Annotated in this window: 19 protein-coding genes; 8 read left to right on the top strand and 11 right to left on the bottom strand. The window is 70.4% G+C overall.

The genetic code is table 11. The annotated features are described in order from the left end of the window. Nucleotides 1-84: 84 nt before the first annotated feature. Nucleotides 85-366 carry a hypothetical protein gene (locus ABT085_RS08690; RefSeq protein ID WP_351603659.1) on the top strand — a complete coding sequence of 94 codons (282 nt, stop codon included), beginning with the start codon at nt 85-87 and terminating at the stop codon, nt 364-366. A 19-nt stretch (nt 367-385) separates the two neighbouring features. Here ABT085_RS08690 and ABT085_RS08685 read toward each other — a convergent pair whose 3' ends face one another. Continuing rightward, a complete protein-coding gene (locus ABT085_RS08685) occupies nt 386-865 on the bottom strand; it encodes a GreA/GreB family elongation factor (protein WP_351603657.1) in 480 nt (159 codons plus the stop codon). Between the two features lie 331 nt (nt 866-1,196). Here ABT085_RS08685 and ABT085_RS08680 point away from each other — a divergent pair, with 331 nt between their 5' ends. Next, entirely contained in the window at nt 1,197-3,509 is a 2,313-nt protein-coding gene (locus tag ABT085_RS08680) for an FdhF/YdeP family oxidoreductase (protein WP_351603655.1), read from the top strand. Nucleotides 3,510-3,545: 36 nt separating this feature from the next. On the opposite strand, the gene ABT085_RS08675 is transcribed toward ABT085_RS08680, so the two are convergent. Continuing rightward, entirely contained in the window at nt 3,546-4,211 is a 666-nt protein-coding gene (locus tag ABT085_RS08675; protein WP_351603653.1) for a hypothetical protein, read from the bottom strand. 233 nt (nt 4,212-4,444) lie between these two features. Here ABT085_RS08675 and ABT085_RS08670 point away from each other — a divergent pair, with 233 nt between their 5' ends. Next, entirely contained in the window at nt 4,445-5,083 is a 639-nt protein-coding gene (locus ABT085_RS08670) for a DUF1345 domain-containing protein (RefSeq protein ID WP_351603651.1), read from the top strand. A gap of 15 nt (nt 5,084-5,098) precedes the next feature. On the opposite strand, the gene ABT085_RS08665 is transcribed toward ABT085_RS08670, so the two are convergent. The 4 genes from ABT085_RS08665 to ABT085_RS08650 form a co-directional block, all read right to left on the bottom strand. Beyond that, nucleotides 5,099-6,052, bottom strand: a complete 954-nt coding sequence (locus tag ABT085_RS08665; RefSeq protein WP_351603649.1) for a PDR/VanB family oxidoreductase — start codon at nt 6,050-6,052, stop codon at nt 5,099-5,101. A gap of 38 nt (nt 6,053-6,090) precedes the next feature. Further along, nucleotides 6,091-7,158: an aromatic ring-hydroxylating dioxygenase subunit alpha gene (locus ABT085_RS08660; RefSeq protein WP_351603647.1), complete on the bottom strand. Its 1,068-nt coding sequence runs from the start codon at nt 7,156-7,158 to the stop codon at nt 6,091-6,093. Nucleotides 7,159-7,296: 138 nt separating this feature from the next. Further along, nucleotides 7,297-8,382, bottom strand: coding sequence for an ABC transporter permease (locus ABT085_RS08655; RefSeq protein ID WP_351603645.1), 1,086 nt, complete (start codon nt 8,380-8,382; stop codon nt 7,297-7,299). Nucleotides 8,383-8,614: 232 nt separating this feature from the next. Then, nucleotides 8,615-10,765, bottom strand: a complete 2,151-nt coding sequence (locus ABT085_RS08650; RefSeq protein ID WP_351603643.1) for a SpoIIE family protein phosphatase — start codon at nt 10,763-10,765, stop codon at nt 8,615-8,617. A gap of 590 nt (nt 10,766-11,355) precedes the next feature. On the opposite strand from ABT085_RS08650, the gene ABT085_RS08645 reads away from it, so the two are divergent. Then, a complete protein-coding gene (locus ABT085_RS08645) occupies nt 11,356-12,105 on the top strand; it encodes an SDR family NAD(P)-dependent oxidoreductase (RefSeq protein ID WP_351603641.1) in 750 nt (249 codons plus the stop codon). 279 nt (nt 12,106-12,384) lie between these two features. Continuing rightward, the gene (locus ABT085_RS08640) at nt 12,385-12,822 is read left to right on the top strand and encodes a hypothetical protein (protein WP_351603639.1); all 438 of its coding nucleotides are present in this window, start codon (nt 12,385-12,387) and stop codon (nt 12,820-12,822) included. Here ABT085_RS08640 and ABT085_RS08635 read toward each other — a convergent pair. After that, nucleotides 12,783-13,262 carry a DUF302 domain-containing protein gene (locus tag ABT085_RS08635; RefSeq protein ID WP_351603637.1) on the bottom strand — a complete coding sequence of 160 codons (480 nt, stop codon included), beginning with the start codon at nt 13,260-13,262 and terminating at the stop codon, nt 12,783-12,785. The two genes, ABT085_RS08640 and ABT085_RS08635, sit on opposite strands and share 40 nt — an antisense overlap. Before the next feature lie 304 nt (nt 13,263-13,566). Here ABT085_RS08635 and ABT085_RS08630 point away from each other — a divergent pair, with 304 nt between their 5' ends. The 3 genes from ABT085_RS08630 (at nt 13,567) to ABT085_RS08620 (ending at nt 17,537) form a co-directional block, all read left to right on the top strand. Beyond that, entirely contained in the window at nt 13,567-14,415 is an 849-nt protein-coding gene (locus tag ABT085_RS08630) for an MBL fold metallo-hydrolase (RefSeq protein ID WP_351603635.1), read from the top strand. A gap of 103 nt (nt 14,416-14,518) precedes the next feature. Then, on the top strand, nt 14,519-14,959 hold the full coding sequence (locus tag ABT085_RS08625; protein WP_351603633.1) for a MerR family transcriptional regulator: 441 nt from the start codon (nt 14,519-14,521) through the stop codon (nt 14,957-14,959). A gap of 430 nt (nt 14,960-15,389) precedes the next feature. Further along, complete coding sequence (locus ABT085_RS08620; RefSeq protein WP_502982697.1) at nt 15,390-17,537, top strand: peptidoglycan recognition protein family protein; 2,148 nt, start codon at nt 15,390-15,392, stop codon at nt 17,535-17,537. A 408-nt stretch (nt 17,538-17,945) separates the two neighbouring features. On the opposite strand, the gene ABT085_RS08615 is transcribed toward ABT085_RS08620, so the two are convergent. The 4 genes from ABT085_RS08615 to ABT085_RS08600 form a co-directional block, all read right to left on the bottom strand. Beyond that, nucleotides 17,946-18,434 carry a hypothetical protein gene (locus ABT085_RS08615; RefSeq protein ID WP_351603629.1) on the bottom strand — a complete coding sequence of 163 codons (489 nt, stop codon included), beginning with the start codon at nt 18,432-18,434 and terminating at the stop codon, nt 17,946-17,948. Nucleotides 18,435-18,989: 555 nt separating this feature from the next. Then, complete coding sequence (locus tag ABT085_RS08610; RefSeq protein WP_351603625.1) at nt 18,990-21,245, bottom strand: hypothetical protein; 2,256 nt, start codon at nt 21,243-21,245, stop codon at nt 18,990-18,992. Beyond that, complete coding sequence (locus tag ABT085_RS08605) at nt 21,242-21,778, bottom strand: hypothetical protein (RefSeq protein ID WP_351603623.1); 537 nt, start codon at nt 21,776-21,778, stop codon at nt 21,242-21,244. Before ABT085_RS08605 ends, ABT085_RS08610 begins: the two co-directional genes overlap by 4 nt. Before the next feature lie 154 nt (nt 21,779-21,932). Beyond that, nucleotides 21,933-22,673, bottom strand: coding sequence for a hypothetical protein (locus ABT085_RS08600; protein WP_351603621.1), 741 nt, complete (start codon nt 22,671-22,673; stop codon nt 21,933-21,935). Nucleotides 22,674-22,760: the final 87 nt, after the last annotated feature.

The raw sequence follows: 22,760 nt of genomic DNA, 5'->3' as shown, positions 1-22,760 counted from the left end.
AGGCGACCATGCGTTCGGCCCGTGTCCAGGGGTGTCCCTGCCCACGGGTGATCGCTCGGGCGCGCACCGGAGGAGGACGGACACATGGGACACCACCACAAGTCCAACCAAGCGGTCGAAGGCACCACCGAGTACAGCCGCAGCAGGGGCATGCCGCTGCGGCCCGACCTCGACGCCCTCGAACTGCGCGCGGACCGCGATCGCCGGGAGATGGCTCTGCCCACCGCGACCCCGCTGAGCCCGCAGGCCGCGTATCTGGAGGTGCAGGCCGAGGTCGACCGCCGGGCGAGCACGGGTGAGCTCCCGACGGGCACGGTCACCCGCAGGACGCGCGCCCCCTTCCCGCCGAGCGGCTACCAGGACTGAGTCCGCAGCGGTCCGCAGATCATTCCCGTCCCTCGGGAGGCGTCCCGAGGGACACCACCACCGCCGTCACCCTGCGCTCGGGCGTGTCGTAGTGCACCGAGTCGCCCGCGCGGCGGCCGAGGAGCGCCTGTCCGAGCGGACTGTCGGCCGTGACCAGGGTCTGGTCCGAGGCCTCGGCCCGCTCGCCGATCTGGAAGGTCTCCGTCGTGCCGTCGGCGAAGCGCACGGTGACCGTGCTGCCCACCCCGACCCGGTCGGTGGAGGGGCGGCCCGCCTCGGCCGCCTGGCCGAGCCGCGTGGTGATCTCCGTGATACGGGCGTCGAGGCGGTCGAGTTCGTTGGCGCGCTGCAACTCGTCGGCCTCGTCCGCGCGGTCGCCGACCGTGTCGGGGTCCCGCAGGGTCGCCGCGACCGTCTCGCGTTCCGCGCGGACGTCGGCGAGCTCCTGTTCGAGGGCGTGCCGGCCGGCGTCGCTGATCGGCGCGGGTTCGCTGGTCATTCCTGCTCCTCGGGGCGAGGCGGGGCGGGGCAAGGCGTTGAGGTGTGGGGGCGAGGCGTTGCGGTGCGGGCGGTCGGGGTGGTGCGGACAGTCAGGGTGGTGCGAAAAGCGGGAAAGATCCCATTTCTGCGCATCCTAACGGAGGTGCCGGGGACGTGTGATCCCTGCGCGTCCGCCCCGCACGGCCGCAGTGCGATAGCGGGCCGCCGGGCTCGCCGCAAGCCCTCCCGTGGCGCCCGTTGAGCCCCCGGAATAGCCTGGGGAGGCAGCGACGACCATCTGACCGGGCGATCAGCGGACCGGGTCTCGATGGGCGAAGGGGATGACTGCCTTGAACGCCTCCCATGAGGACCAGGGGCGACCGCAGCCCCGTGTCGGCCCCGCTCCCGCGGAAGAACCGAGCTTCCACCCGTACCACCACCCGGCCGCGGGCTGGGGCGCGGCCAAGAGCGTGACGCGGGTGCTGACGCGCGAGCGCGCACTCGTGGACGGGCCGCGGGCGATCATGCGGATGAATCACGAGAACACCGGCTTCGACTGCCCCGGGTGCGCCTGGCCCGACGACACCAAGGGCCTGCACCTGGACATCTGCGAGAACGGCATCAAGCACGTCACCTGGGAGATGACCCGCAAACGGGTGGGCCGTGAGTTCTTCGCCGAGCACACGGTCACGGAACTCTCCGGCTGGAGCGACTTCGCCCTGGAGGACCAGGGCCGTCTGACCGAACCCATGGTGTACGACCCCGAGTCGGACCACTACGTCCCGATCACCTGGCGCGACGCGTTCGCGCTGGCCGGCCGGACCCTGCGGGAACTGGACGATCCGAACCAGGCGTCGTTCTACACCTCGGGCCGCCTCGGCAACGAGGCCACGTTCCTCTACCAGCTGTTCGCCCGCGAACTGGGCACGAACAACCTGCCGGACTGCTCCAACATGTGCCACGAGGCCAGCGGCCGCGCCCTTCAGGCGTCCCTGGGCACCGGCAAGGGCACGGTCGACCTCCAGGACTGGGAGACCACCGACGCCCTGTTCATCATGGGCGTCAACGCGGCCTCCAACGCGCCCAGGATGCTCACCGCGCTCGCCGAGGCGTACCACCGGGGCGCCCAGATCGTGCACATCAACCCGCTGGTCGAGGCGGCCGCCACCCGTACCATCGTGCCGCACGACTTCATGGACATGGCCCTGATGAAGACGACCAGGACCAGCACCCTCAACCTCCAGCCCCGCATCGGCGGCGACATGGCGCTGCTGCGCGGCATGGCCAAGGCCGTGCTCGAAGAGGCCAGGCACGATCCGAAGGCGGTGGACCAGGAGTTCATCGACCGCCACACGGCCGGCTTCGACGAGTACCGCGCGGTGTGCGAGGCGACCACCTGGGAGGAGATCGAGCGGCAGTCCGGTCTCGACCGCGCCTCCGTCCTCGAAGCGGCACGCGTCTACGGTGACGCCGACCGCAGCATCATCAGCTGGTGTCTGGGCGTCAGCCAGCACGAACACGGCGTCGACACCGTCCGCGAGATCGTCAACCTCCTTCTGCTGCGCGGCAATCTGGGGCGCGAGGGAGCGGGACCGTCACCGGTGCGCGGGCACAGCAACGTCCAGGGCAACCGCACCTGCGGCATCGACCACCGGCCCACCGAGGAGTTCCTGGACCGCCTGGCGGAGGTCTGCAAGATCGACCCGCCCCGCGAGCACGGGCTCGACACCGTCGCCACCATCCACGCCATGCACCGCGGTGACGTCAAGGTGTTCGTCGGCATGGGCGGCAACTTCGCCCTCGCCGCGCCCGACACCCCGTACACCTACGAAGCCCTGCGCAAGTGCGAACTGACCGTCCAGGTGAGCACCAAGCTCAACCGCAGCCACCTCGTCCACGGCCGCCTGGCGCTCATCCTGCCCTGTCTGGGCCGCACCGAGAAGGACGAGCAGCGCGGCGGCGTCCAGAGCACCTCGGTCGAGGACTCGATGAGCATGGTCCATCTCTCCCTCGGCATGAAGCGTCCCGCCTCGCGGCACCTGCTGTCCGAGCCCGCCATCATCGCCGGCCTGGCCCGCGCCGCCCTCCCCGGCAGCGACACCCCGTGGGAGTGGTACGTCGAGGACTACGACCGCATCCGCGACACGATGGCCCAGGCCCTCGACGGCTTCGAGGACTGCAACCGCAGGGTGCGCCTGCCGCTCGGCTTCCGCATCCGGCAGCCCGCCCGCGAACTGGTCTTCCTGACCCCCTCGGGGCGCGCCGAGTTCTCCGCCGCCCCGCTGCCCGACGTCGTACCGGCCCCGGGCACCCTGGCGCTGGGGACCATGCGTTCCCACGACCAGTGGAACACGACCATCTACTCCGACGACGACCGCTACCGGGGCGTCAAGGGGCTCCGCACACTCGTCTTCATGAACGAGGACGACATGCGCGAGCGCGGTGTCCACGAGTTCGACCCAGTCGACATCACCAGCACCGCCAAGGACGGCAGCCACCGGCACCTCGACGGATACCTCGCCATTCCGTACGACATCCCGCGCGGCTGCGCGGCCGGCTACATGCCGGAGATGAACGTGCTGTGCGCGATCGGCGACTACAGCACCCAGAGCGACCAGCCGCTGATGAAACACGTCAAGGTCACCATCGCCAAGGCCGACTGACCAAAGGTGCCGGGCCGCCGCTCGAAGGCGGGCTCCTCAGGAGCCCGCCTCGGCGGCCGCGTCCTGGATGTCCTGCTGACTGTGTGTCATCAGCTCGCCCATGTCGTCGACCGAGGGGTCGAGTTCCGTGGCGCGCGGCGCGACGCGCCGCAGGAAGTCGGTCGTGGCCAGGGCGATCTCCACGGCCTTGTCCATCTCCTGGTCGGCGAGATGCTCCTCGATCCGGAAGGCGAGCCCGGCGAGCGTCTCGTCGTCCGTCTCCGGCAGCAGACAGCCCTGGAGGCCCGGCGGGACCGGCGTCTGCTCGCGGAACTCGCGGAGCGCGGTCACCACGGCGGGCCTGTCGCTGAACTCGTCGAGCAGACCCATCACGACGTACAGCCTGGCCGTCAGCCGGGGGAGGCCGGGAAAACCGTCCAGCCAGCGCATCAGCTTCTGCTGACTGCCGACATGGTTCATGATCTGCGACATGACCGACGCGTACGTGTTGGTCTGCGACCAGTGGAAGGGCAGCATTCCGGCCACCTCGTGGGCCAGTTGCACCTGCTGCTGCGGCGAGAGGTTGTCGTCCAGGAAGCCGCTCGCCAGCTCTCTGTCGATACCGAAACCGACGGCCGGCGAGCGGTGCTCCGAGGTGCGCGACAAACCGTGGCGCAGGCGCAACAGCTCTTCGCCGATCTTGCTCAGCGGCTTCTCCCGCATGGATCCTCCCGGCCTTGAGGTGCTGGTCGTCCCTGGTGGGCGGTTCTGGCCCGCACCAACACCCTGCCGTCAGCCGCCGGGGAGCGCGCGCCCGATGGCCCATGCGGGCTAGAGCTTGTCCGGCATGATCCGCCGGACAAGCCCTGGCCCGGGACCGCGCCGGACGCGCTCGCCCGGAGCGGGCGGACGGATCGCCGAGACGTCGTGGACGCCGGAACCGAGAGTGTCCGTTAATGTCCAGAACTATGCGTATGTGGCTGCCGCTCTCCGCCATCCCACGGCTGGCCTGCGCCGGGCTCGTCGGGGCCGTGGTGGGTGCCGTCGTCGCCCTGCCGACCGACGTACCGCTGGGCGTCCTGGCCGGCATCGCCGCGACCGAGGCCTTCTTCGTGGTGACGGGATGGATCGTGCTGTGGCCGATGGACGCCACCGCCACGCACCGGCACGCCCGGCGCGAGGATCTGCGGCCCGTCGCCGAGGAACTGGCGGTGATCGGGTCCGCGGTGTGCGGACTGATCGGCATCGTCGTGCTGCTGCTCGGCAACTCCGACCCCGTGCACGCCGTGACGGCGCTCCTCGGCGTGTTCGCCGCCTGGTCGGCCCTGCACCTGATGTACGCGACCCGGTACGCCTACCTCTACTACCCGCAGTCCACGGGCGGGATCGACTTCAACTCCCGCGAGCCACCGGCGTACCGGGACTTCTTCTACTTCAGCTACAACCTGGGCATGACGTACCAGGTCTCGGACACCAGCGTGTCGAGCACCAGGATCCGCGCCATGGCGCTTCGGCACTGCCTGCTGTCGTACGTCTTCGGCACCAGCATTCTCGCCAGCGCCATCAATCTCTTCGTCGGGATCGTCACCGGCTGAGCCCGCCGGACGGGATCACAGCCCCAGCACCAGCCGTCTGCCCCGACAGCGCGAGACACAGATCATCATGGTCGCGCCCGTTGCCCGCTCCTGGTCCGTCAGTACGGAGTCCCGGTGCTCCGGGGTGCCTTCGAGCACGTCCGTCTCGCAGGTGCCGCAGGTTCCCTCGGTGCAGGAGTAGAGCACCTCGACACCGGCGGCGCGCACGGCCTCCAGCACGGAGACACCGGGGGCGACGGTCACCGTACGACCGCTCAGCGCCAGTTCGACCTCGAACGCGAACTCGCCCTCGGACGCGCCCTCCTGGTCCGTTCGCCGCGGTTCCGGCCGGAACCGCTCGACATGCAGGACACCGGACGGACACCGCGCCTCGACGGCGTCGAGCAGCGGGCCCGGTCCACAGCAGTAGACCAGGGTGCCGTCGGCCAGCGCGTCGAGCGCCGGGCCGAGTTCGAGCAGACCGCACTCGTCCTCGGGCACGACGGTGACCCGATCCCCGTACCCGGCCAACTCCCGGGCGAACGCCATGGAGTCGCGGCTGCGTCCGCCGTACAGCAGGGACCACCGCGCGCCCCGGGCCTGGGCGGCCGCCACCATCGGCAGGATCGGGGTGATCCCGATGCCGCCCGCGACGAAGAGGTACCGGGCGGCCGGCCGCAGGGCGAAGTGGTTGCGCGGGCCGCGCACCCGCACCGGCTCGCCCGGCCTCAACCGCTCGTGCACATGGGCGGATCCGCCCCGCCCGTCCGGCTCCCGCAGCACCGCGATCCGCCACGCGCCACGGTCCGCCGGATCGCCGCACAGCGAGTACTGCCGCTCCAGGTCCGGGCCGAGCAGCAGGTCGATGTGGGCGCCGGGCTCCCACTCGGGAAGCGGTTCGCCCCGGGGGTGGCACAGGGTCAGGGCGAGTACGCCGTCGGCCGCGAACTCCCGTCTCTCGACGACGAGTTCGACTTCGTGGGCGGTCATGGCAGAGTCCGCCCACCAGGTTCGCTCACCGGGTCCGCTCACCGGGTCCGTTCCACCGGCTTGTCGCCCTCCTCGACCAGCCGGGCGAGGATGCGGCGGGCGGCCAGACCACCGGCGTCGATGTTGATGCTCAGCTCCTGGTAACCGGTGCGCTCGGTGGCGAGCGTGCGCTGGAGCAGGCGGAGCGCGTCGACGTCCTGCATGACGACGGTGTGGTTGTTGCTCCGCAGGAACTCGGTGACCTCCTCGTCGTCCGTCGCCCAGTCCCGCGAGACCGCCCAGAAGTCGTACACCCTGCCGTCGGACGCCGGCGTGATCGCGTACGTGATCTCGGTGTGGAAGCCGCCCGGATCGCTGCCGTCCGCCTCGGGCAGCACTCCGGCCGGGGCGATCCGGCTGCGCAGCAGATACAGACACGGCGCGTGGTACTCGATGTCCTGCCAGCGGGTGATCCGGCCCTCGATACCGGTCGACCGGGCGTAGAACGGCGGGCACTCGGCGTCGTCCATGTGCCGGCTCACCCGCACCACCCCCGCACCCTCGTCCACCTCGGTGCTGATCGGTGTCTCGGCGACCTCGGGCGTGCCGATGTAGCCGCCGTGCAGATACGTCTCGTGGGAGAGGTCGAGGAGGTTGTCGACCAGCAGCCCGTAGTCGGCGTCGATCGGCTCCATGCCGCGGACCGTGGTCCAGCCGGGGGAGTCGAGATGGCGGGCGCGCGGAATCGTCTGCGGGTCGGCCGACGCCGGGTCGCCGATCCACACCCACACCAGCGAGTCCAGCTCGGCCACCGGGTAGGAGGCGACGCGGGCCGTGCGCGGGATGCGTCGCTGTCCCGGTACGTACACGCAGGTGCCCGTGGTGTCGTACGTGAACCCGTGGTAGCCGCACACGATCCGGTCGCCGTCCAGCCGGCTCTCCGACAGCGGGAAGCGCCGGTGCACACAGCGGTCGTGCAGCGCCACCGGCGTCCCGTCCGCCTCCGTCCGGTACAGGACCAGCGGCTCCCCGAGCACCGTCCGCCCGAGCAGCTCCGCGCGCCCCACCTCGTGACTGTAGGCGGCGACGTACCACTGGTTCCTGGCGAAGGCGGTCATGTGCGGCATGGCTGCGGCTCCCGTCACTGGGTGGTGGAGGCATCGTCGGGAAGGGCGTCACGGGGACGCAATACGGCTTCCGTCCCACGGAAGACCAGTCGGAGAGCGACTGGTGAGAGGCGTGGTGCGGGACGTGGTTGTTGCAGGTCAACGGCGTGAGGGCGCCGACCGCGTGGGACGCTGGGATCGGTGGGCCCGTACTTTGCGGTACTCGATCAGGCAGAAGACCAAGGTCGCCACCACCGCCCAGCCGGCGAGGACCAGGAACGGCAGGCTGTGGAGGTGGCCGGGGAAGTACACCTCCGTGTGGATCGCTTCGATCGCGGCGCCCGACGGCAGCCAGGGGCCGACGATGCGCAGGAACGGGGGCAGCAGGGGCCAGGAGACCGCGCCCCCTGACGCCGGATTGCCGATCAGCACGATGACGGCCCAGGTGGGCAGGATCGCCCAGCGGCCGATCAGGGCCCGGAACATGAGGAACAGGGTGCTCGCGACGTACATCGCCAGCGCGAGCGTCAGCCACACCTGCAGGAAGGGCAACGACAGGGCACCGAGGAGCCAGTCCACGACGGCCGCGATGGTGAACGCACCCAGCAGGGAGTACGCGCAGATGAATCCGATGCGTTCGATGGGGCCCAGCGCGTTCGCGTGCACACTGAGCTGGATCGAGCCCACGAACCCGACGACCACCGCCGCCAGCGTGATGTAGAAGATCGCCAGACCCCTGGGGTCGCCTCTCTGGCTCGGGTTGATGTCGCGCACCACGACATCCACACCGATGGCTTTGCTGACCCCCGGTGCCGTGGCCGTCAGCACCTCGGCCACGGAGGCGCCGGACGCGGATGACACGTCCAGTACGACAGCACGGTCCGGTCGCTCATCGAAGATCGCGAAGACGGTCTGCTCCTCGACCGCGTTTCTCGCCTGCGCGTATGTGGCGTAGCGGTGCGGGACGAGCGACATGTCCAGCGCTTTGTCCATCCCGGCCAGGAACACGCCGTGGTCCGCCTCCGCCGTGCCGACCACCGCGACCGGCACGCTGTGCGGATAGGGATTGGCGAATGCGTAGATGTAGGACCAGGCGAAGACGCCGGCGGCCGCGGAGACGAGGAGTACGAGCACCGAAGCGGGCAGAAAGCGGGATCGTCGCAGGGCGTCCCTGAACTCCTTGCCCCGGGCGGTCCTCCGGGCCGCCTCGTCGTCCGCACAGCCCCGTGTGTTCCGCTCCGCCATGCCATTGACGCTAGGTCGACGGTTCCCGACGTGCACGTGGAGTACCTCCGCTCGGCCGCCGGGCTGCCGTTCCCCTGCAAGTGCCCGGACTGGTGGCGGCGCGGCACATCAGCCTCGTCCGTGGTGACCAACGTTGTGAGGTGACCGCGCAGTTGGCCGACGTTCGCCTGCAGAGCCGATGCACGTATCCCCAGGGGTGACTCACCCGGGGACGCTTGAAGCTCTGCACCGTTCAGGACGGCAGGCCCGCGGACAGCTGAGCCCAGACCGTCTTTCCGTCGGGGCCGTAACGGGTGCCCCAGTTGTCGGCGAGGCTGGCGATGATGAACAATCCGCGTCCGTCCTCGTCGACGGTGCGTGCGTGCTTGAGGTGCGGAGCGCACTGCGCGCCGTCGTAGACCTCGCAGGTCAGGTGCCGGTCCAGGACGAGACGCAACTGGAGCGGTGAGGCGCCGTAGCGGACCGCGTTGCCCACCAGTTCGCTGACGACGAGCTCGGCGGTGAAGGCCTCCTCCTCTTCGACGTTCCAGGTGGCGAGCTGGTGTCGGGTCGCGGACCTCGCGAGCGGGGCGGCCTCGTTCCTGGTGGGCAGTGTGATGATCATGACCCGGTCGGCGGGGAATGCCTTGACGCGGGCCAGCAGCAGGAGCTTCTCCGACTCGTCGCGGTCCCGCAGCGCGTACGCGACGGTGTCGCACAGGTCGTCCAAGGAGTCCTCGGCTCCTTTCGCGAGCAGTGGCACCACCTTGCCGGTCGGCATCAGCAGGTCCTCGTTGCTGAACGCGAGGGTGCTGCCCGCGGGGAGTTCGACGGTGGTGGCGGGGAAGGGTGCGTGGCCGGGGCCGGCGAGGACCGGCCCTTCCGGCACGGGCACCACGGCCGCTCTGCCGTCGGGATGGACCACGTAGGGGTCCGACAGGCCCGCGCGCACGATCGTGCAGTGCCTGTCGACCGCGTCGTACACCGCGATCAGGCATCCCGCGGTGAGCGGCTGTGCCTGGAGGCTGTCCCCGGCCGGGAGCGCCGCGCGTTCGCTCGCCAGGCGGGCGGCGGTGTCGCTGAGCCGGGCCATCAGCTCGTCCGGTTCCAGGTCGAGGGCGGCCAGGGAGTGGATGACGGTCCGCAGCTGTCCCATGGTCGTGGCGGTGGCGATGCCCCGGCCGGCGACGTCTCCCAGGACCAGGGCGGTCCGGGCGCCGGAGAGCTCTATGACGTCGAACCAGGCGCCGCCCGCGCCCGGTCCGGGCAGCCGCAGGTGTGCGAAGTCGACCTCCGGGGTGGCGGCGGGCCGTTGTGGCAGCAGCCGCCGTTTCAGCGTGGCGGCTATCGTGCGTTCACGTGTGTACCGGCGGGCGTTGTCGATGGACAGCGCGGCGTGGGCGCACACATCGGCGGTCAGGTCGAGGTCCCCTTCCTCGAAGGGCTCCTCGCTCCCTCGACGGTAGAAGCTGACGACTCCCATGGCCTGGCCGCGCAGCGCGAGCGGAGCGACGATCAAGGAATTGGCGTCCGACTGCGCGATCGAGGCCGCCCGAGCCGGGTCGGCCGACAGCCAGAGGGCATCGGGCGTCAGGCGGACGAGCCTCGGACGCAGGTCGGTCAGCACCCGTGAGAACGGCGTGGCCTCGGGAAGCCGGCTCACCTCGCCCACGGGATGGGCCGAGATCACTCCGCGGAACGCGGCGCGCAGCAGCTGCACGGCTCCGTGGACCGGTGCCGGCGGCGGATCCTCGCCCCGTACGACCCCGTCGATCACCTCCACCACCGCGACGCCGCAGAATCCCGGCACGACCGCGTCGGTCAGGGCCCTGCAGACGGCGATGACGTCGAGCTGTCCGCCGACACTGTCGCGTACCGCTTCCAGGACGGCCAGGCGTTGCACAGCCCGTACCCGGTCGGTGACGTCGAGAGCGATGACGACGAGTCCCGCCGCGTCGTGGTGCAGGTTCTCCACCCGGATGTACGAAAAGGAGTAGTGCCTGGTCCGAGGATCACCGGGTACGCGCGCCCGCACGACGCGGTCCAGCACCGGCTTGCCGGTCCTGAGAACGCCCCGCGCGGTCTGCTCCTCCGCAGCGGGTGCGGCAAGTCCGTACACCTCGGGGAACGCTCCACCGACCGCAGAGACCGGGCACGCCGGCTTCTGCGCGGAGACTTCGCCGACCGGGACGATCCGCAGCTCGGCATCCAGCACATGGAAGATCATCGGCGAGCATGCCGAGAGTGCCTCCACGATGGCGGAGGTCCACCCGCCCTCGCCGTCGATCGTGCTCGCCACCAGCTCACCGATGTGTTTTCCGACGGCCTCCTGCGCGGACCACCCGAAGATCTCCTCGGCCGAGACGGACCACCCGATCACCCGTCCGTCCTGCGCGACCAGCATGAATGATCCGTCACCGGGCACGGCACACACCTCCAGGGCGGCCGCTGTCCCGAGGCCACACCGAACGGCCATCCAGTCATTTGCCGGTTTTCACCCTATAGCGCACTTCGGGATGCGGTCTCGGTGAGGGTTCGCTCACGCGCTCCCGTTCGCGCGGAGGGATGGGCGTACAGAGGGATGTGGCGGCCCGGTGACTGCTCGGTGTCAGCTCTGGCGCTCAGGCCATGTGGCGTCCTGCTCTGGTGGAGATCCTTGCCTCGCGCGCCTCCCGGACGGAGGGGTCCTCTCCGGCCCTTGACGTGCGTGTGGCGGCCGCCACGGCATGCCGGAACATCGCGCTGGCGTACTGGGTCGACGCCGAAGCCCGCACGCCTCTCGGCACTCTTGTCGACGAAGCCTTCGCCGCGTTCGCGGCACCGCGACCGGTCACGGCGTAGTCCCCTCGCCTGCCGTTCCCGCCGGCATCGCGCGGGACCAGCAGGCGACTGATGGGAAGGTCAAGCAGTTGGGCGGTGATTGACATTGACACTAATGAGAATGTCTAGCCTCCATCGAGTTCGAACCATTGAAGAACCTTTGGAGATATCGCCATGTCCAAGTCCCTGGAAGGAAAGACCGCGCTCGTCACCGGAGGGTCGCGGGGTATCGGTGCCGAGATCGCCCGTGGACTTGCCCGTGAGGGAGCCAGTGTCGTCATCACGTACCGCAAGTCGCGTGAGCAGGCAGAAGAGGTCACGGCCGAGCTGACGGCTCTGGGGGTGAAGGCCTTCGCCCTGCAGGCGGACCAGGCCGATCCGCGGCAGGCCGCCGCCGCCGTCGAGGACGCCGCCGGGTATCTGGGCGGCCGGATCGATGTACTGGTGAACTCCGCCGGAGTCGCCGCCATGGGCATGCTGGGCCAGCTGGACAGCCTCGACGACGTCCAGCAGATGATCGCCACCAATGTGACGGGAACGATCGTCACGACGCACGCTGCGGCTCGCTACCTGTCCGATGGCGGGCGGGTCATTCTGGTGGGAAGCATCGTCGCCGAGCGCATCGCCGCTCCCGGTGTCGCCGAGTACGCGGCGACGAAGGCGGCGATCGACCAGCTCGCCCGCGGATGGGCACGGGATCTCGGCCCGCGGGGCATCACCGTCAATGTCGTCCGTCCCGGTGCCACCGACACGGACATGAACCCGGCGGCCGGTCCGTTCGCGGCTGCCCAGATCGCGGGTACGCCACTCGGACGCTTCGGTACCACCGACGACATCGCCAAGGCGGTCACCTTCCTCGCCGGCGACAACGCCGCGTTCATCTCAGGGGCGTTGCTGAGCGTCGATGGCGGCTTCAGCGTCTGACTCCCCCGGAAGCGATGACCCACCTGTTGCATGTTCCGCGCTGTCGGTGAGTCACCGTCGTACTGACCAGGTCTGCCTGATGGGGGCCGCCACTTCAGCTCCCGGCGAAGTGGCGGCCCGATTTCCCGGCTCGAGGAACTGATGGGAGTGCCTCTGTCCGCCCGGTGAACAGGAGGACGCCGACGCGACAGTCCGTGCGTGATGACCGGCACCACGAGTCGGTCCTGCGAGTCCTCGACGTCGCCTGAGGAAACCGGGGCACCGCCCTGACGGTCGGCTTTGACGAAGACGAAGACGATCAGTGCTGCGAGCATCAGGATGCCGACGGCGGACCAGATCGCCGAGGTGCAGCCGTGCACCATCGCCTGGAGCTCGACCATGTGCGCCCGCGGCCTCGGGGATGCGGATGTGAGGCGTCAGGAGTCCGGGTCGCCGATGTACTGCGCGCCATACCTGGGAGAGTTCCCCCAGGGGCCGGCCAAGCACGAGATCCAGCAGTGGGCCGGGGAGACGCCCGGCGTCCCCGTGGGATCACAGTCCATCAAGGAACTGGCCGATGCGGCCGTTCGCGGCGCCGTGGTCGGCGGCAGGTTCCCAGTACCCCGGCTGAACTCCGTGCCGGTGGAGCGGGCCTCTCCCCATGGAGGCACGGGCCGGCTCGGCGGCGCCCCCGTCGCCTATGCGAAGTCCCGCTCGGCCGACACGCCGCACTCGTGAAGGAGCGCGATCACATAGCGGTCCAGCATTTCTCCGACCTTCGTCACGCCCGCGTTGCCCAGACTCCCGAACTCGTCGCTGGGGCGGTGCATGGCGAATACGGCACGGTCGTTCTCGTCACTCCACACCATCATCCGCAGGGGTGCGTACAGCAGGGCCCGTGGGTCGTGACGGAACATGCTCTCGGCGATGACATGGTTCCCGATCAGGTACTCCATGGACCTGGTGGTACCGCCCGCGAGTTTCAGCACCTGAGTACCGTTGAGGCGCCAGTACCGGATCAGGTGATGGGGGGCGTTCTCCTCCATGGCTGCACGGACATCGTCCCAGGTGCCGCCGGATTCGGCGATCAGCTCGAACGCCCATGTGTCGAGAGGGGGAGCCGCCTTCTCCAGGGCGGTGACGAATTGGGCGTAGGGCATACCCGTACGAACTTCCACGCGCTTCACGGTGTGGCTCTCGCTCGGCAAGGCGAACCCTCTCGTGTGTGCGGGTGGCCGGTAAAAGGACCGTAGGCGCCGTGTTCATGATCGGCAACTCGACCGGAGGCCGAGTTGCCGATCGAGCCGCATCGCGAACCGTTGGTTTGATCCGGTGCCTATGAAATGCACTCGCAGGGTCCGAGCATTAGAGTGATTTCTCGCACATGGGGAACGTCAGGGGAAAGGTTTCTCGTTCCTGGAAAGCAGTCGGACCGCAAAACGGTACGACCGGCGCGTGGCCACTCGGGCGAGGAGGTTCGCCATGACGGAGTTGCGCTACGACGTCATGGTCTTCGACGGGACGCGACGTAATGGGGCCGTACGGTTGCCCGACGGAAGCCCGATCGTCTCCTCGCCGCTGGCGTCCACCTTGATCCTGGGGGAGGCGGACGCAGTCCTCGTCGACCCGCCGTTCACCCGGGATCAGGTTCGCAGGCTCGGGGACTGGATCGCGGAGCGAGGGCGGCGCTTGACCCATGTCTACGCCACCCACGGTCACGGCGACCACTGGTTCGGAACCGATCTGCTGATGCGGCGCTTTCCGGATGCCGTGCCCTACGCGACCGCGGGAACGATTCGGCTGATGCGGCAGCAGGTCGGCGAGCGTCGAGAGCGGACCTGGGACGTGGATTTTCCCGGGCTCATTCCCGACAGCCCTGTGGTCTATCGTGTGATTCCCGACGAGGGGTTCGAGCTCGAGGGTCATCCAATGCTCGCGGTGGAGGTCGGCCATACCGACACCGACGACACCACGGTCCTCCACGTGCCCGCGACGGGCCTTGTCGTGGCAGGGGACGTCGCGTACAACGGGGTTCACCAATACCTGCGTGAAGGTGCCGGGGGTGGCATTGAAAAATGGATCACCGGGCTTGATGTCGTGGCTGCGCTGCGGCCGAGCTCGATTGTCGCGGGACACAAGAACAGAGATCTCCCCGACGACCCGGTGATCCTGGAACACACCCGTGGCTACCTGCTCGACGCGCAGCGCCTGCTGGCGGCCGGACCGAGCCGGCGCGAGTTCTTCGACCGGATGCTACGGCTCTACCCGGATCGACTTAATCCGGGCCCGGTCTGGAACAGTGCACTGGCACTCATTCCGGCAACTCCTTGACCTTCACACTAGTGGCAAGGTTTAGGCTCTCGGTAGCGTTCGCGGCGAGGGCTGGGCCAACGATGCCGTCTGGCTACGGCGCCCACGATGAGGGGAGCACGGTGTGAAGATCGGAGACCTGGCAGCCAGGACAGGTGTCGCGCCCCGGCTCCTCCGTTACTACGAAGAGGTCGGCATCCTGCACCCGTTCCGAAGTGCCAACGGATATCGCACGTATGGCGAGCCGGCCGTCGACCGTGTATTGCAGATCCGTGAACTCATCGAATCGGGACTGACGACGGACATGATTCGCGACCTGATGCCCTGCATAGAAGCCGCGAAGGCCGAGGTGGAAGTCGAATCCTGTCCGGCGCCAAAGGATCTGGACGTGCTCCGTCGGCAACTCGGGAACATCGAGCGACGTATCGATGTGTTGCAGCGCAACCGTAGGGCGATCCATGCATACCTGCGCGCCTGTGACGAAGCGCCGACGACTGCAGGGGTCGTCGACGCGATAGGCCGGCTGCAGCACGATGACGGGAATTCACGCGACATTCTGAAGTAGAAGGTGAACGGTGACAGTCCCTGGGGGCCTGCGCGCTTCGTGGTCCTCCGGCGGACCTGGCCCCTCGACGGGGTTGCCGTTCAGTCGTCCTCGGCGGCCACGCTGAAGGAGCTCGTTGTGCGGGTCGCGGCAACTCCGGCGCTCTGCCGAACGAATGGGCCAGGACAGCGGCGTTTTCGGCGGGGACTTTCCTGATTTTCGTTACGCGAAGCGGAGATGTCGCCCATAAGGGACGGTCGCCAACCCCATTTGATTGGCTGATCGTTCAGCTTTCATGCTTCCATTACTTCGGCACGTATCGGTTGAGGAATGCTCTCGATGCGCGATGCCGTAATTCGTAAAGGGGGCGTCAAAAGGCATGAAAAGACGCGTGTGGGGGACCGCGGCCGTGGTAGTGGCAGCGGTCACCGGCGTCGTTGTGTTCCAGGGAATGCATGGAACCGACGGAGGGCGGGACGGCAAGGACGCCACCCGGGTGAGCGGACCGGTCCGCACCGAGGTGCACACGGCGGCGGTGACGGCCGAGGGCGACCGGGCCGAGATCGCCCAGCAGGACACCGATGCGTTCAGCCTGGTCGGCCTGTCCTGGACCAAGCCGTCGGCCGAGATGCCGGGCACCGTGCAGGTGCGGGCCCGCAGCGCACGTACCGGCGCGTGGGGATCATGGATCACCCTGGACACCGGCGGGCACGGCGCTCCGGCGGAGGAGAGCCGGCGCGGCGCGACGGAGCCGGCCTGGGTCGGGCCGTCCGACGGGGTGCAGGCCCGGGTGGACGGGCAGGGCTCACCGCTCCCGGCCGGCATGCGGCTGGAGATGGTCGACCCGGGTGCGGGTCAGGCCGCGGTCGGCACCGACCCGGTCGCGTACGCGACCGACGCGCCCACCGACATACCCGGCGACCCGAGCAGCGAGCCGACGGACACCGCCACGAGCACCGACGCCCCGGTGGACGAGTCGACCCCGTCGCCCAGCGTGCCGTCCCCCAGCAACCCGGCGCCGACCTCGGCCAGCGCCTCGCCGTCCGCGTCGGTGAGCAGTTCGCCCACCTCCACCCTGCCGCCCGCGCCGGCGTCGAACGCGCCCCAGCCGCCGATCGTCACCCGCGCCCAGTGGGGCGCCGACGAGTCGATGAACAACGAGGCACCCGAGTACGGCACCGAGATCAAGGCGGTCTTCGTCCACCACACCGTGGACGCCAACACCTACACCTGTGCCGACTCCGCCGCGCTGGTCCGCGCCATCCGCACCTACCACATCAAGTCCAACGGATGGAAGGACATCGCGTACAACTTCCTCGTCGACAAGTGCGGCACCATCTTCGAGGGCCGCAAGGGAGGCGTGGACCGGCCGGTGATCGGCGCCCACAACCCGGGCTTCAACACCAACACCGCCGGCATCGCGGTCCTGGGTGAGTACTCCTCCATCGACGCGTCCGCCGCCGCCAAGACCGCCGTGGCGCGCCTGGCCGCGTGGAAGCTCGGCCAGTACGGCCACGACCCCGCCGGCAAGGTCGATCTGACGGCAGGTCTGGACAACGGCAAGTTCAAGCTCGGCCAGACGGTCGGCTTCTACCGGATCTCCGGCCACCGCGACGGCTACGCCACCGAGTGCCCCGGCGACAAGCTCTACGCCTCGCTGCCCGGCATCCGCACCCTCGCCGGCGGCCCCGTCACCGGACTCGCCCTCAAGACCTTCGGCCAGGCCGCGGTTTCCGGCACGACCGCCTACACCAAGGGCCCGCTCACGGTGAACTGGGCCATCACCTCGCCGGCGTCCCTCGTCAAGCGGTACGAGGTGATCGTCGACGGCAAGGTCGCAGCCACCCCCGGCCCCACCGCCACCTCCGCCCCGCTGACCCTGACCGCGGGCACCCACACCGTCGCCGTACGCGCCGTACACATCTCGGGCCGCACCGCGGTGACCCCCAACGCCACCGTCGTCGCCGACACCACCGCACCCGCCTTCACCACCAAGCCCTCGGTGACGCTGACCACCGGCACCGTCAACACCACCGCCGTCCCCGTCACGCTGGGCTGGAAGGCCACCGACGTCGCGGCGTTGAAGGAGGTGCGCCTGACGAGCCCGTCCGCGCACACCTACGGCCCCACCACCTACACCGCCGCACTGACCTCGAACTCCGGCACCGCCACCACCTGGTCGATGACCGGCTACGACCAGGCCGGCAACACCGCCACCGCGACCACCTCGGCCACCCCGGTCATCCTCCAGGAGACCTCGACCACCCGGACCGGCACCTGGACCGCCAAGTCCTCCACCAGCTACCTGGGCGGCAAGTCCTACACCTCCAGCGCCAAGAACGCCTCGATCAGCTGGACGTTCACCGGCCGCTCGGCCGCCTGGGTGGTCTCCCGCGCCGGCACGTCCGGCCAGGCGTACGTCTACGTCGACGGCGTCAAGACCGCCACCGTCGACCTGGCCTCCAGCACCACCAAGTACCGCGACGTGGCGTGGACCAAGACCTGGCCCGCCAGTGCCGCCCACACCATCAAGATCGTCGTCGTCGCCACCACCGGACGCCCGACCATCACCACCGACGCACTGGTCTACCTGAAGTAGCGCTCCAGCCCCCTCGTCCGTCTCCCACGGGCCCGGTCATCCGCGCGATGGCCGGGCTCCCTTCTCGCGGAAGGTTGCCGCCATGCCCAAATGGACAGTCACCGCTTCGATGCTCGACTGATGGGGCGAGTCGCCCACGTCTGGCATTGGCTGGTCATCGGGGTGAAGCTGCTGGATCACCCCAGCCAGATATTCGCTGACGAAGCGTTCCGCCTGTCCGTCTTCGCTCTCTTCACCGTCACCTTGCTGTGGAGGATGGGGAAGACGATCAAATTGTGGATATCCAAGCGGAGTGACAGTAAGTCCTAGTCTCGCTCTTTCGTGACGGTCCGCCGGATTCTCCGGTGGGTCGTTTCGGCGACCTCTCGAACGCCTGGCGGGGTGTGGTGTCGGGTGACCCACCAGGCCTCAGCGCAGGCGGGCTGCCGCGGTGCGGGCCAGGGACAGGGTGCGGGAGCGGGCGGGGGCCGTGGGGCTGGCGGCCTCGCTGAGGATCACCAGGGTCGTACCGACGACCACCAGGACCAGGTTCTCCTGCACGGTGAACGTGTCGGTGGTCACGGTGATCGTGGCATGCCACGACACGTCGCCGATCCCCGCCGGGCCGAGCACCGACACATGTTCCGTGCCGGTCATCCCGTCGCTCCAGCCGATGCTGAACGTGGCGCACCCGGACAGCGCGTTCGCCGCGTGCTCCAGCTCGTCGCGCGCGCCCCGGCCGGGCGAGCGGCGCAGTACTTCCTGGAGGAAGGGACCGCTCTGGCTCTGGGCGAAGGTGACCCTGGCCTCGGCGGTGCCCGCGCGGGTGGTGCGGTAGGACTCCAGGGCGTTGAGCGTGTTGAGACAGCCGACGTGGTCGGAGCGGGTGGGCGGGTCGTTCTGGAGCACTGTCTTCACGTAGCCGGACGGCAGTTGCGCGGTCGTCAGAAGGGCCGTCGACAGGGGAGGGGGCGACGGGGGCTTGGGGGTCGCGGTTCTGGTGGGTGGACGGCCCGACCCGCCGGATCCGCCGGACGTGCTGGAACCGCCCGAGCCGCCGGAGCCACCGGACCCGTTCGTGCCGCCGGATCCGCTGGTTCCGCCGGTGCCTCCCGATCCGTTCCCCGACCCGCCGGGAGTGTGCGATGCCGCAGAAGCGGAGGCGGAGGCGGGGGCCGAGGTTCCGGGCGTCCCGGAGGCTGAACCCGGAGCGGTGGGAGAGGCGCCGGTGTCGGAGGGTGCGGACGCGATGGGTCGGGACGGTACGACCGGGCCCGACCCGTCGGACGTGCCGCCGCACGCGGTCAGAGCGGTGGCCAGCACCGTCACCACGAACGGTACGGCGGCGGCGTACCGGCGTCGGCCGACAGGGAACCTCGAAGCGGGCGTCCGGTTCACACGTGCCTCCTGGGCAGGCCGGGCAGCTGGGGCAGGTGGGTCGAGGCCGGGCGGAGCGGCCGCCCGGGCCGTGGGTCAGCGGTGGTAGCGGTAGTAGAGGTCGCAGCGGAGGTACGAGGCGATCACGGCCTCGTTGTCCACGGGGCCGGTCGGATCGCGCAGCAGGACGGCGGACGCGGCCCGCAGCACGGTGTCGTCGAGGCCGCCCAGCAGCTCTGCCGTTTCGCGTCGGTTCTCCGGGTCGGTCCAGATGCCGGTTCCGCCGGTGTTCAGCACGAAGCACACATTGGCGGGGTTCGAGCGGAACTGCTTCGTCTGCTCCGCCTTGGGCGGGAGAACGGGGAGTTGGTCCAAGGGCACGGTCGGGTCACCGGAGGCGTCCGGTGAGCCGGTGGCCGTGGTGGGCGCCACCGAGGGTCCGGTGCCCGGCGCGGACGCCGAGGGCGTGGCCCCCGATGTGCTCCGCGGCACGGACGACTGCGCTGCCGACGGCTGGGCGAACCGGCCGCCGAACGCCGCCCACCCGGCCCCCGCCAGGACGAGCACGCCCGAGAGCACGAGAGCGAGCACCGGAACGGGACGCGACCGGCGTACGGCGGAGGCTGCCTCGCGGTGCTGCCCGGGGGCCGCGGCTGTCCCGGTGGCCCGCGTCCGGCCGCCCGGGCGCAGGACCGGCCGGACGAGGGGGATCAGCGCGCCGACGACGCTCACCGCGACGCCCGTCACCCACCAGGGAGAGTCGACCACGCTCCAGCGGATGTCCGCCTCGGCACGGGCCGCGGTCAGCCGGGCGAACAGGAACCAACTGCCCAGCGGTACGGCGAGCAGGAGCCCGGACAGCACCAGGACCGCCGTGCACAGGGCGGCCGAGCGCGGCCCGCTCACCGCGGCCTGCGCGGCGCGGGCGAGGCTCGTGGTCCACAGCGCGAACAGCACGCCGCCGATCACCAGGGCCGCCGCGAGCGCCACCACCTGCGCCGCCGGAACGCCGGCCAGGGAGAGCTCGGTGGCCAGTCCGTCGGCGGTCCTGGTGTCGCGCACCCAGTCACCGGCCGCCCGCCCGGACAACTGGCTCCCGGCGAGCAGGCCGAGGCCGAGCGACGCCCCTGCCCGGGCCGCGCGCCGGCCGGTCGCGTCCCGGTGGCCCACCGCGGCGGCCCGCCACCATGCCACGGTCGCCACGGCGGCGATCAACCAGCCGGTCAGCAGTCCCGTCACCGTGTACGCGAGCTGGGTCCGCGTCGGCATCAGGGCGGCGACCAGCAGGGCGAGATCGGTGAAGAGCAGGCCCGCGGCCAAGCCCGTGGCCAGCGACTCGAAGGGCGAGACGCCCCAGGACCGCGCCGGGTCGGCGAGCACGTCGAGGCGGGCCGCGGGGGTGGGATGGCTGCCGAGCCCCACGGCCTGCCGCAGCCGTCTCCGCAGGTCCGGCGGCTGGTCGGAGCCGATGTGGTCGGCGGTCGCGCCCTGCGGCGCACGGGGATCCGCGTCGGCGCCGAGATCGGCGTCGTGCTCCCGCGCGCGCATCACCGCGTACAGGGTGAGCCGTACGGTCAGCAGGACGACCGCCATCCGCACCAGCAGCCCGGTGCCGAGCAGGGCGGGCTTGAGCAGCAGCGCGACGCCGACCGGCAGGACGACGGCCGTGAGCAGGACCCACCAGGCCGCGATGGCCAGCCGTACCCGGCCCACGTCCCGCAGGCGCAGATGGGTCAGCTCGTGCCGGAACATCGACTCGATCTGTTGGTCGGGGAGGCCGAAGACGTGGGAGTCGGCCACGATCCACGGCCTGCGCCGGGTGCCCGACGCGCGGGCCTGGATCCCGATGCGCCGCCCGCGCACCCACAGTGCCGGCCGGGGCCCGTCCGGGTCGGGCAGGGCCGCGGTGAGCCGGTCGTGGAGCGAGGAGTTTACGTCGGCGGGCCTCGCCTTCCGCCACCACAGCTCCAGCCGGACCTGGGCGGCCCGGTGGAGCAGGGCGAGGACCAGCAGGGCGAGCGGCCCGCACAGGACCACCGCGGCCTGGGCCAGCCGGACGTCGTCGACGCAGCCGGTGAACCGGGCGAGCACTGCGTCGGGGGACGCCCCGGCGGCGGGCAGACAGGCCAGCTGGGCGGCCGGCCAGTTGTCCTGCCCCAGCACCAGCCACCACCAGGTGCCGAACGAGGCTCCGGCGCCCGCGACGAGGACCAGCAGCGCGAGCCGGGTGGTGGTCGGCAGGGGCAGCGGGCTGGACACGAGCGCGCGGGCGACGGCGCGCGGGTCGGCGCCGGGAGAGGAGGCGGGTGAAGGGGCGGTGGGGGGAGGGTCGGCATCCGGCGTGGTGGTCATGACTCGGGTGGGCTCGTGGGTGTCTGGGCGTCATCGGGTCCGTCGGGGGACTGTGCGGCCGGGGCCTCGGCCGGTGGGACCACGGCTACGACGATGACATGGGCGCACGTCTCGGCCTGGGCGTGCGACAGACCGGCGGATCGGCCCTGGGCCAGCGCCCAGTCCGTGAGCTCCTGCCGTGTCACGCCGACGAGTTCGGGCACGGAGTTGTGCAGCGCCTCGCGTCGCTCCTCGGCCGCGGCGTGGCTTGAGCGGCGCCATGGCCAGAGTCGGGCCAGTCGGCTGCCGTGGGCCCGGATACTCCCCGAGGCGAGGTCGGCTAGGACCTGCGCCACGACCGAGACGAGGATCGGCAGCAGGACGGTCGTCTCGATACCGGCGCCCAGTGGATCGGTGGCGGGCCGGTGCATCGGCTGCGGAGGGTAGGGCCGGGCGGCGTAGGCCCGGCAGGTCTCGTCCAGTTTCGTCAGTTCGGCCGGGGCCAGGCGACGTGTCACGTCGCGCAGGACGTCCTGCCCGGTGCGGTGGCGCATGAGTTTCTCCCGTAGGGACGGACCTTCAGGGCGCTTGGGCGCCCTGTCATGCGGAGTGCGCGACGGGCCGTGTCCCATGGCCCATGACCCGTCGCCGGAGTGACCGGCCGGCGCCCAGGCGTCGGACGGCCCCGGGCCGCGCAGGTCAGCCCCGTCAGCCTCGTCGGTCGCGGCGCAGGCGCAGGGTCAGCGCGAGGGCGGTGCCGGCCGCGCACACGAGCGCGGCCATGCCGGTCACGGCGGTCAGGCCGGGCGTGCCGGTGTCGGCGAGCTGGTCGCCCTGCGTACCTCCGGACAACGGCGAGGGGGCGGGCGCGTCGGAGAACGTGGGTACCGCGGACGCGGACGTGGTGGCGGAGGAAGAGGCGGACGGGGTGGCGGAGGCGGATGCGCTGCCGCTCGGTGTCGCCGACCCGCTCGGTGTGGTGCTCGCCGAGTTGCTGGGCGTCGTCTTCGCGACGACGGAATAGGACGCCTTGCCGTCCATCAGGAGCACCGGATCGATCTCCGGGAGGGGCTGGATGAGTCCCTGGGCGACGAATTGAAGGGTGGTCCCGGCCGGTACCGCGGCGACCAGCGAGACACGCAGGGCGATCCGGGCGGTGCCGCCCGCCGGGAGCGAGCCCACCGAAGGCAGGCCGGCGTCCGTGCTGAGGTACCCGGTGAGCGCGGTCTCGCTCGGCGTCAGCTCCACCACGCGCCACACGGACGCGGCCGAGTCGTACCACTCCACGGTGACCTGATCGGACGTCAGCGCTGTTGCGGGCGGCGCCAGTCGGAGCCCGACGGCGACGATGAAACTGTCCGTGATGTCGGTGTCCAGTGTGTTGTGGAACAGCGCGTCCACGGCCAGCGGGGTGCCCCCGGGCACCACTTGGCCGGAAGCGGGTGACAACTCGACGTACGGTGCCGCCGGGTCGGGGGGGGGGGGGGGGGGGGGGGGGGGGGGGGGGGGGAAAAGAGAAATGGGGGCGCGCCGCCG

This window comes from Streptomyces sp. NPDC002265 (genome assembly GCF_040296125.1).
In the GTDB taxonomy this organism is placed as follows: Bacteria; Actinomycetota; Actinomycetes; order Streptomycetales; family Streptomycetaceae; genus Streptomyces.
The sequence above is the reverse complement of the archived record's forward strand: the minus strand, read 5'-3'. Positions and strand labels throughout refer to the sequence as shown.

Bases quoted from the DNA above. Each gene is read 5' to 3' on its own strand.
- ABT085_RS08675 (WP_351603653.1), bottom strand. From the start codon at position 4,211: ATGCGGGAGAAGCCGCTGAGCAAGATCGGCGAAGAGCTGTTGCGCCTG.
- ABT085_RS08620 (WP_502982697.1), top strand. From the start codon at position 15,390: ATGCATGGAACCGACGGAGGGCGGGACGGCAAGGACGCCACCCGGGTG.
- ABT085_RS08650 (WP_351603643.1), bottom strand. From the start codon at position 10,765: ATGCTGGTCGCGCAGGACGGACGGGTGATCGGGTGGTCCGTCTCGGCC.
- ABT085_RS08660 (WP_351603647.1), bottom strand. From the start codon at position 7,158: ATGCCGCACATGACCGCCTTCGCCAGGAACCAGTGGTACGTCGCCGCC.
- ABT085_RS08605 (WP_351603623.1), bottom strand. From the start codon at position 21,778: ATGCGCCACCGCACCGGGCAGGACGTCCTGCGCGACGTGACACGTCGC.
- ABT085_RS08610 (WP_351603625.1), bottom strand. From the start codon at position 21,245: ATGACCACCACGCCGGATGCCGACCCTCCCCCCACCGCCCCTTCACCC.
- ABT085_RS08645 (WP_351603641.1), top strand. From the start codon at position 11,356: ATGTCCAAGTCCCTGGAAGGAAAGACCGCGCTCGTCACCGGAGGGTCG.
- ABT085_RS08630 (WP_351603635.1), top strand. From the start codon at position 13,567: ATGACGGAGTTGCGCTACGACGTCATGGTCTTCGACGGGACGCGACGT.
- ABT085_RS08690 (WP_351603659.1), top strand. From the start codon at position 85: ATGGGACACCACCACAAGTCCAACCAAGCGGTCGAAGGCACCACCGAG.
- ABT085_RS08655 (WP_351603645.1), bottom strand. From the start codon at position 8,382: ATGGCGGAGCGGAACACACGGGGCTGTGCGGACGACGAGGCGGCCCGG.
- ABT085_RS08665 (WP_351603649.1), bottom strand. From the start codon at position 6,052: ATGACCGCCCACGAAGTCGAACTCGTCGTCGAGAGACGGGAGTTCGCG.
- ABT085_RS08685 (WP_351603657.1), bottom strand. From the start codon at position 865: ATGACCAGCGAACCCGCGCCGATCAGCGACGCCGGCCGGCACGCCCTC.
- ABT085_RS08670 (WP_351603651.1), top strand. From the start codon at position 4,445: ATGTCCAGAACTATGCGTATGTGGCTGCCGCTCTCCGCCATCCCACGG.